Annotated in this window: 9 protein-coding genes and 1 pseudogene; all 10 read left to right on the top strand. The window is 62.9% G+C overall.

Going from position 1 to position 6,903, the window contains the following annotated elements:
- A pseudogene (fliI, locus tag VIM98_RS17300) lies at positions 1–707 on the top strand (flagellum-specific ATP synthase FliI); the annotation flags it as partial.
- A complete protein-coding gene (gene fliJ / locus VIM98_RS17295; RefSeq protein WP_331994357.1) occupies positions 704–1,129 on the top strand; it encodes a flagellar export protein FliJ in 426 nt (141 codons plus the stop codon). The pseudogene fliI and the gene fliJ, both read left to right, overlap by 4 nt.
- 60 nt (positions 1,130–1,189) lie before the next feature.
- Entirely contained in the window at positions 1,190–2,389 is a 1,200-nt protein-coding gene (locus VIM98_RS17290) for a flagellar hook-length control protein FliK (RefSeq protein ID WP_331994356.1), read from the top strand.
- A 395-nt stretch (positions 2,390–2,784) separates the two neighbouring features.
- Positions 2,785–3,285 carry a flagellar basal body-associated FliL family protein gene (locus VIM98_RS17285; RefSeq protein ID WP_331994355.1) on the top strand — a complete coding sequence of 167 codons (501 nt, stop codon included), beginning with the start codon at positions 2,785–2,787 and terminating at the stop codon, positions 3,283–3,285.
- Between the two features lie 13 nt (positions 3,286–3,298).
- Positions 3,299–4,315, top strand: a complete 1,017-nt coding sequence (fliM, locus tag VIM98_RS17280) for a flagellar motor switch protein FliM (protein WP_331994354.1) — start codon at positions 3,299–3,301, stop codon at positions 4,313–4,315.
- A complete protein-coding gene (gene fliN / locus VIM98_RS17275) occupies positions 4,312–4,650 on the top strand; it encodes a flagellar motor switch protein FliN (RefSeq protein WP_331994353.1) in 339 nt (112 codons plus the stop codon). The genes fliM and fliN overlap by 4 nt, the downstream gene beginning before the upstream one ends.
- Positions 4,651–4,663: 13 nt before the next feature.
- Positions 4,664–5,047, top strand: a complete 384-nt coding sequence (gene fliO / locus VIM98_RS17270) for a flagellar biosynthetic protein FliO (protein WP_331994352.1) — start codon at positions 4,664–4,666, stop codon at positions 5,045–5,047.
- Complete coding sequence (gene fliP / locus VIM98_RS17265) at positions 5,044–5,790, top strand: flagellar type III secretion system pore protein FliP (RefSeq protein WP_331994351.1); 747 nt, start codon at positions 5,044–5,046, stop codon at positions 5,788–5,790. The genes fliO and fliP overlap by 4 nt, the downstream gene beginning before the upstream one ends.
- Before the next feature lie 211 nt (positions 5,791–6,001).
- Complete coding sequence (gene fliQ, locus VIM98_RS17260; protein WP_331994350.1) at positions 6,002–6,271, top strand: flagellar biosynthesis protein FliQ; 270 nt, start codon at positions 6,002–6,004, stop codon at positions 6,269–6,271.
- The coding region (locus VIM98_RS17255; protein WP_331994349.1) for a flagellar biosynthetic protein FliR at positions 6,268–6,903 on the top strand (636 nt) is incomplete at its 3' end. The genes fliQ and VIM98_RS17255, both read left to right, overlap by 4 nt.

The following is a 6,903-nucleotide window of genomic DNA, read 5'->3' as shown; positions in this document are numbered from 1 at the left end:
GCGAAGAAGGGCGCGCCCGTGCGGTGATTGTCGCCGCGCCAGCCGATGCGCCGCCCCTCAAGCGCTTGCGCGGTGCCCAATACGCCACGGCGATCGCCGAGTGGTTTCGCGACCGCGGCCAGCGCGTGCTGCTGTTGATGGATTCGCTGACGCGCTACGCCCAGGCGCAGCGTGAAATCGCTTTGGCGATCGGTGAACCTCCCGCAACTAAAGGTTACCCGCCGTCGGTATTCGCCATGATGCCGGCCCTGGTCGAGCGCGCCGGTAACGATGCCGAAGGACGCGGTTCGATCACCGCGTTCTATACCGTGCTGACCGAAGGCGACGATTACCGTCACGACCCGATCGCCGATGCGGCGCGTGCGATTCTCGACGGCCATATCGTGCTCTCGCGCGACCTGGCCGAAGCCGGCCACTATCCGGCCATCGACATCGAAGCGTCGATCAGCCGCGTCATGCCGGCGGTGGTCGAGCGCGGGCAGATGCGTGCGGCGCAGAAATTCCGCCAGGTGTACTCGGCGTATCGCCAGCAGCGCGACCTGATCGCCGTGGGTGCGTACCAGAAGGGTTCCGATCCGCAGACCGATCGCGCCATTGCCATGTGGCCAAGGCTGCGCGATTTCCTGCAACAAGAAGTGGATGAGCCGATGCCGTTGAATTCCGCCGTCGAGGCACTGCAAGCGATCGCCCAGGAGGCCGGCTTATGATGAAATCCCGCGCCGCACGTTTGCAGCCTGCCGCCGAACAGGCCAAGGAGCGCCAGGAAAAAGCCCTGCAGCGCCTGGCCGACCAGCAACAGAAGCTGGTCAAGGCCGAACAGCAATTGACCGAGCTGCAGCGCTATCGCGAGGAATATGCCTTGCAGGGCGGCGATCTGACCGTCACTGCTTTACTCAATCGCCAGCGTTTCGTCGAACGCATCGATCAAGCCATCACCCAACAGCTGACTGAGGTCGAGCGCCAGAAGCGTCTGCTCGAGCAGGCCGGCGGCCAGTGGCGCGAGGCGCATGCGCGGGAGCGTGCCCTCGACAGCGTGATCGACCATCACCGCGAGCAGGAGCGCAAAAGCGAGGAGCGGCGCGAGCAATCGGAGATCGATGAGCGCATGCAGTACCGCCGTCCGCGCTGAGCTGGCCCGTTCCTTGCTGCCTAGCAGGCGATGTCCCCCTTCCGCCAAAACGATGACACCATGACCGCCAGCGCTCCCTTGCCTGTCGTAGCTACGCCACCGCCCATTCCGATGGCCGCGCCATCGCCGCAACCGGCCGACGGGGACGACCGTTTTGACAGCCAGCTGGATGCCGCGCGACGTCAGCAGCAACAGGCTGCATCGAACGACGACGCGCCGTCCGCGCAGGACAGCGAAGCCTCGACAGCCAAGACGGCGACCACCGACGACGCCAAGAAGCCGACGCACGCGCACGACGACAAAGACGATAATAACGACGCCGGCGATACCAGCCTGGCCAGCAGCATGCTGCAATTGCTCGGTCAATCAGTGCCGCCGGCACAAGGTACGCAGGCGCCTGCGCCTACGCCGGACGTATCCACAGCTGCGCCGGCAGGGTTGTCGGCGCTTGCATTGAGCATGTCGCAGGCGTTGCCGGCTACGGATGCGCAAGCGGTCAAAGATCCGGGGGCGACGGCGTCGCAGGCCAAGCTGGCCGGTATCCCGGCGAATCTGTTGCCGATCAATCCGAAATTGGCCGGGCTTGGCAAGGCAGGCGCGGCCGATGACAAGGCCGTCGACAAGACCGGCGACGATGCCTGGCATCACCTCCAGACCAAGGGAGGCGGTGACGGCAAGACTGCGACCGCGGCGACGACGACGGTCAAACCGACGAACGTGAGTGAAGCTGCGACGGCGGAACTACCGGCCGCGACCGTACATAAAAACACCGACATCACGGCGATGCTGGGCTTGTCCGACGCAGTGCAAAGCGGTGCCCCGACGGCGCAGCCGCATATGCTGCAGATGCAGTCGCCGGTCGATAGCAGCGGTTTTGCTCAGGAGCTCGGCCAGCAAGTGGCTTGGCTCGGGGGACAGGAGATCAAGCAAGCCCAGATTCGGCTCAACCCGGAGGAGCTGGGTCAGCTGGAAGTGAAGGTCAGCGTCGAACACAACCGTGTCGATGTGATCTTCGCTGCGCAGCACCCTGCCGCGGTGACGGCGGTGCAGCAGACCTTGGGGCAGCTCGACACGATGCTGGCCGGGCAGGGGCTTTCGCTCGGGCAGGCGCAGGTCGGGCAGCAGCAGGCACAGGGGTTCGGCGGATCGTCGTCCGGCAAGGGCGGTCATGCGCGCGGTGGCGATGCAGCGGGCAACGATGTCGAAGTGTCGCCTGTGGTTCAGCGCCTGGCCGTGGGATTGCTCGATACGTTTGCGTGAGAGCCAGGTTCCCCGTAAATCCTGTGGCCAACTATCTTGCAGGAGCGACTTCAGGGAACCTCTGAAAACCGGCTCTTCTGGGAGCGACTTCCGTTGCGACGATCGTGCCTTATCGCAAGTCCTTGTCGCGACTGAAGTCGCTCCCACAACGATAGGATCCGTTTTCGCTGTGTCCAAGTCATTGACAGGTTTTTAGAGGTTCCCTGAAGTCGCCCCTAAAAAAATAGTCGAACTGGGGTGCCGGGTTTCCGACACATCCACTCGCGCCAAATCGCCAGCACGCGTCAAGAAACTCTCAGGCACCAAGAAAAACCGCATCACCAAGCCATTTCCAAGCGTGGCACGCCGCTTGCTAAAACCTCGGTAGTCGTACCATTTCCTACTTGAGGTTATTCATGGCCAAGGCCGAAGCCCCCGTCGCCGAACCCGTCGCGAAACCTGGCGGTCAACGCGGGTTGATCGTCATCCTTGTCGTTGCCCTGCTGTTGATCTCCGCGGTCTGCGGCTATGCGTTGTTCGCCCTGCGCGGTCATGGCACCCCCAGCGGCGAAGCCTCCGCGGCCCCCGCCAAGCAGGGCCCGGAACTGTACTTGCCGCTGGATCCGGCTTTCGTGGTCAATTTCAAAAGCGACGAACAGCAGAGCTACCTACAAGTCGGCGTGACCCTCATGTCGCATGACCAGGCGGCGATCGATGCAGCCAAGGGTGCCGATCCGGTCATTCGCAATGCACTCGTACTGTTGTTCAGCAGCCAGAGCAGCGCCGACCTTGCCGACGTACAGGGCAAGCAGAAGCTGCAAGCCAAGGCATTGGACGCGGTACGCAAGATCCTGACCGATCGCCTGGGTCGCCCGGGCATCGATGCGTTGTACTTCACCAGTTTCGTCATGCAGTAACGGAACGCGAACGATGAGCGATCTGCTTTCCCAGGAAGAAATCGATGCGCTGCTCAACGGCGTCGACGGCGGCACGGTGGAAACCGGCCAGGACGAGCCGCCGCCGCCGGGCACGGCCATCGAATATGACTTTACCCAGCAGGACCGCATTGTACGCGGGCGGTTGCCGACGCTGGAAATGGTCAACGATCGTTTCGCACGCTTCTTCCGCACCGGCGTGTTCAATGTACTTCGCAAGGCCTGCGAGGTGTCGGTCAACGGCGTGCGCATGCTCAAGTTCAACGAATACGTGCATGGCCTGGCCGTGCCGAGCAATTTGAACCTGGTCAAGATCAAGCCACTGCGCGGTACGGGATTGGTGGTGATCGAACCGCGCCTGGTCTTTTCCACCATCGATAATTTCTTCGGTGGCGACGGTCGCTATCACGCTCGTATCGAGGGGCGCGATTTCACTCCGACGGAGAACCGGGTTATCCAGATCATGTTGAACGAGGTCTTCACCGCGATGGTGGAGGCCTGGGCACCGGTGCTCCCCTTGCAGTTCGAATTCGTCAATTCGGAAATCAATCCGCAGTTCGCCACCATCGTCAGCCCTACGGAAACCGTGGTGGTGTCGCGTTTCCATGTGGAGCTCGACGGCGGCGGCGGTGAAATTCACCTGACCATGCCTTACTCGATGGTCGAGCCGATTCGCACCTTGCTCGATGCGGGTGTGCAGAGCGACCGCATGGAGCGCGACGACCGCTGGGTCGAGTGCCTGCATGAAGAAGTGATGGATGCCGAGGTAGAGCTCAGTTCGCTGTTGCTGGAAACGCAGATCAACATCGGCGACTTCCTGCGCCTGCGGCCGGGCGATGTGATTCCGGTGCAGTTACCCGATATGGCGACAGTGTTCGCCGAAGACGTACCGATTTTCCGCGGCCGCTACGGCCAATCCAACGGGCGCAGTTCCGTGCGCTTCCATGGCCCGGCGGCCCGGCGCAGCACGCGCTTGGCCAGCGACAATTTTACGGAGACTACACCCGCATGAACTCGACCGACGCAGCCGCCCCTGACCTGGCCGGCCCTGAACTCGACGGCATCCCTCGCTTCGGCGGCGACGCCGACGTCAACCTGGACATGATTCTCGATGTACCGGTGACACTGGCCATGGAGGTGGGCCGCACTCGTATCAGCATCCGTAACCTGCTGCAGCTCAACCAGGGTTCGGTGGTGGAGCTGGACCGCGCCGCCGGCGAGCCGCTGGATGTGTTCGTCAACGGCACTCTGGTGGCGCATGGCGAAGTGGTGGTGATCAACGAAAAGTTCGGCATTCGCCTGACCGACGTGATCAGCCCATCCGAACGCGTGCGCAAGTTGCGCTGAGGTGGCGTTGCCCATGCTCATGGCTCTTGCCGCCGTTGCGCCCGTCGCCGGCGCCCCCGATGTCGATGTCGGCGGCGAACTGTTGCGTGTGCTGGTCAGTCTGGCCGCCATCGTCGCGATCATTCTCGCCGCTGGCTGGTTCACTCGCCGCATGCAAGGCCGTGCCCAACCGGGCGGTCGACGCATTCGCTGCGTGGAAAGCTTTGCGATCGGTTCGCGTGACCGCTTGTTGCTGATCGAGGCCGATGGCAAACGCCTGTTGGTCGGTGCGGGGCAAGGCGGCATGCGTACCCTGCACGTCTACGACGGCGATCTCACGCCGCCGGCCGCGACCGCGATCGCGGCACCGGGGCCGGGGTTTGCCGAGCTGCTCAATCGTTGGAAGCGCAAGCCATGAAGATCTTAAAATGGCTGTCGGCGCTGGCCATGCTGTTGTTGCCGCTGGCGGCATTTGCGCAGCAGGCGCCAGGCATCCCCGTGTTGACCGTGCAGAACGCCGGCGGTGCGCAGAATTGGACGTTATCGCTGCAGGTCCTTGCGCTGTTGACGGTGCTGACGCTGCTGCCGGCGGTCCTGCTGATGATGACATCGTTCACGCGTATCGTGATCGTGCTGGGGTTCTTGCGCCAGGCGCTCGGTACGCAGTCGACGCCACCCAACCAGGTGATTATCGGCCTGTCGCTCTTCCTGACGTTGTTTGTGATGTCGCCAGTGCTCAACCGTGCCTACCAGGACGGCATCAAGCCTTACATGGATGGTCAGATGGCTGCCGAGCAGGCATTGGATGCGACGACTTCGCCGTTCAAGCGCTTCATGCTGGACCAGACGCGCGATGCCGATCTGCAGCTCTTCACCAAGCTGGCGGGTGAGAAACCTTATGCGAGCAAGGACGAAGTGCCGTTGCGTGTAGCGATGCCGGCGTTCGTTACCAGCGAGCTGAAGACCGCGTTCCAGATGGGCTTTCTGCTCTTCATCCCGTTCCTGATCATCGACCTGGTCGTTGCCAGCGTACTGATGTCGATGGGCATGATGATGGTCTCGCCGGTGACGATCTCGTTGCCGTTCAAGATCATGCTGTTCGTGCTGGTCGATGGCTGGTCGCTGTTGATGGGGACGTTGGCGGGGAGCTTTTACACATGACGTTGCGGTGCGAAGCGATCGGGTACGCAGGCGTGGAGAAGGGGCGAGGGGTGAGTAGCGAGGGCGCAAAGACCGGATACCTGGGGCAGGCATCCATTTTGCGACAACTGGCCGGCACTCCGGTTCGCGGCATCCGTTCGGGCTTGCGCCCTCGCTACTCACCCCTCGCCCCTTCTCCACGAAACCGTAGGCCCCACGGAGAGCCACGCCCATGACCCCCGAGTCGATCATCGAATTCGGCCAGCACGCGCTCTACGTCGCCATGTTGATCGCCGCGCCGCTGCTACTGACCGCGCTGGCGGTGGGCTTACTCATCGGCGTGATCCAGGCAGCTACGCAGATCAATGAAATGACCTTGAGCTTCATTCCCAAGCTGATCGCGATGGCATGCGTCGGCGTGATTACCGGGCCCTGGATGCTGCGCACGCTGGTGCAGTTCACCCGCCATGTGATCGAGGGCCTGCCCGGGGCGGTGAAGTGATCACGCTGCAGCTTGTCCAGTTGCAAGCCTGGCTGGGCGGGTTGCTATGGGCCTTCGGGCGGGTCAGCGGCATGTGCCTGATTGCGCCGATCTTCAGTACCACGATGATCCCGATGCAGGTGCGTCTGGTTGTGGCGCTGGTACTTACTGCGGCGCTGGCGCCATTGGCGCCGACGCAGATCGATCTGCTCTCCGGCGAAGGCGTGGGTAGCATGATCGCGCAGTTGCTGATCGGCGCGGCGATCGGTTTCGTCCTGCAACTGGCATTCCAGGCGGTGTCTTTCGGCGCGCAGCTGATTTCGCAGAGCATGAACCTTGGCTTTGCCGAAGCGATCGATCCGTTGGCCGGCGGCAGCTCCGCTGTGCTGGGACAGTTCTACGGCATGCTGGTGACGTTGCTGTTCCTGGCGATGGACGGTCATCTGCATCTGATCAGCCTGTTGGCCGATAGCTTCCGCACGCTTCCTCCGGGCACGGCGACGATCGGTCCGGACGGGTTGCATGCGATCGCCGGATTCGGCACGCAGTTCTTCTCCGGCGCGGTGCGGGTCGCCTTGCCGGCCATGACGTCGTTGCTGGTGGTCAACATCGGCTTCGCCGCGATCAGTCGCGCGGCGCCGTCGATGAATCTG

The organism is Dyella sp. (assembly GCF_036568765.1).
Lineage (GTDB): Bacteria > Pseudomonadota > Gammaproteobacteria > Xanthomonadales > Rhodanobacteraceae > GSA-30.
Note: the sequence above shows the minus strand (reverse complement) of the source record. Positions and strands in the feature narration are given on the sequence as shown.

What these genes read in the sequence shown, in the direction of transcription:
- fliJ (WP_331994357.1), top strand. Translation starts at nt 704, where the DNA reads ATGATGAAATCCCGCGCCGCACGTTTGCAGCCTGCCGCCGAACAGGCC.
- VIM98_RS17290 (WP_331994356.1), top strand. Translation starts at nt 1,190, where the DNA reads ATGACCGCCAGCGCTCCCTTGCCTGTCGTAGCTACGCCACCGCCCATT.
- VIM98_RS17285 (WP_331994355.1), top strand. Translation starts at nt 2,785, where the DNA reads ATGGCCAAGGCCGAAGCCCCCGTCGCCGAACCCGTCGCGAAACCTGGC.
- fliM (WP_331994354.1), top strand. Translation starts at nt 3,299, where the DNA reads ATGAGCGATCTGCTTTCCCAGGAAGAAATCGATGCGCTGCTCAACGGC.
- fliN (WP_331994353.1), top strand. Translation starts at nt 4,312, where the DNA reads ATGAACTCGACCGACGCAGCCGCCCCTGACCTGGCCGGCCCTGAACTC.
- fliO (WP_331994352.1), top strand. Translation starts at nt 4,664, where the DNA reads ATGCTCATGGCTCTTGCCGCCGTTGCGCCCGTCGCCGGCGCCCCCGAT.
- fliP (WP_331994351.1), top strand. Translation starts at nt 5,044, where the DNA reads ATGAAGATCTTAAAATGGCTGTCGGCGCTGGCCATGCTGTTGTTGCCG.
- fliQ (WP_331994350.1), top strand. Translation starts at nt 6,002, where the DNA reads ATGACCCCCGAGTCGATCATCGAATTCGGCCAGCACGCGCTCTACGTC.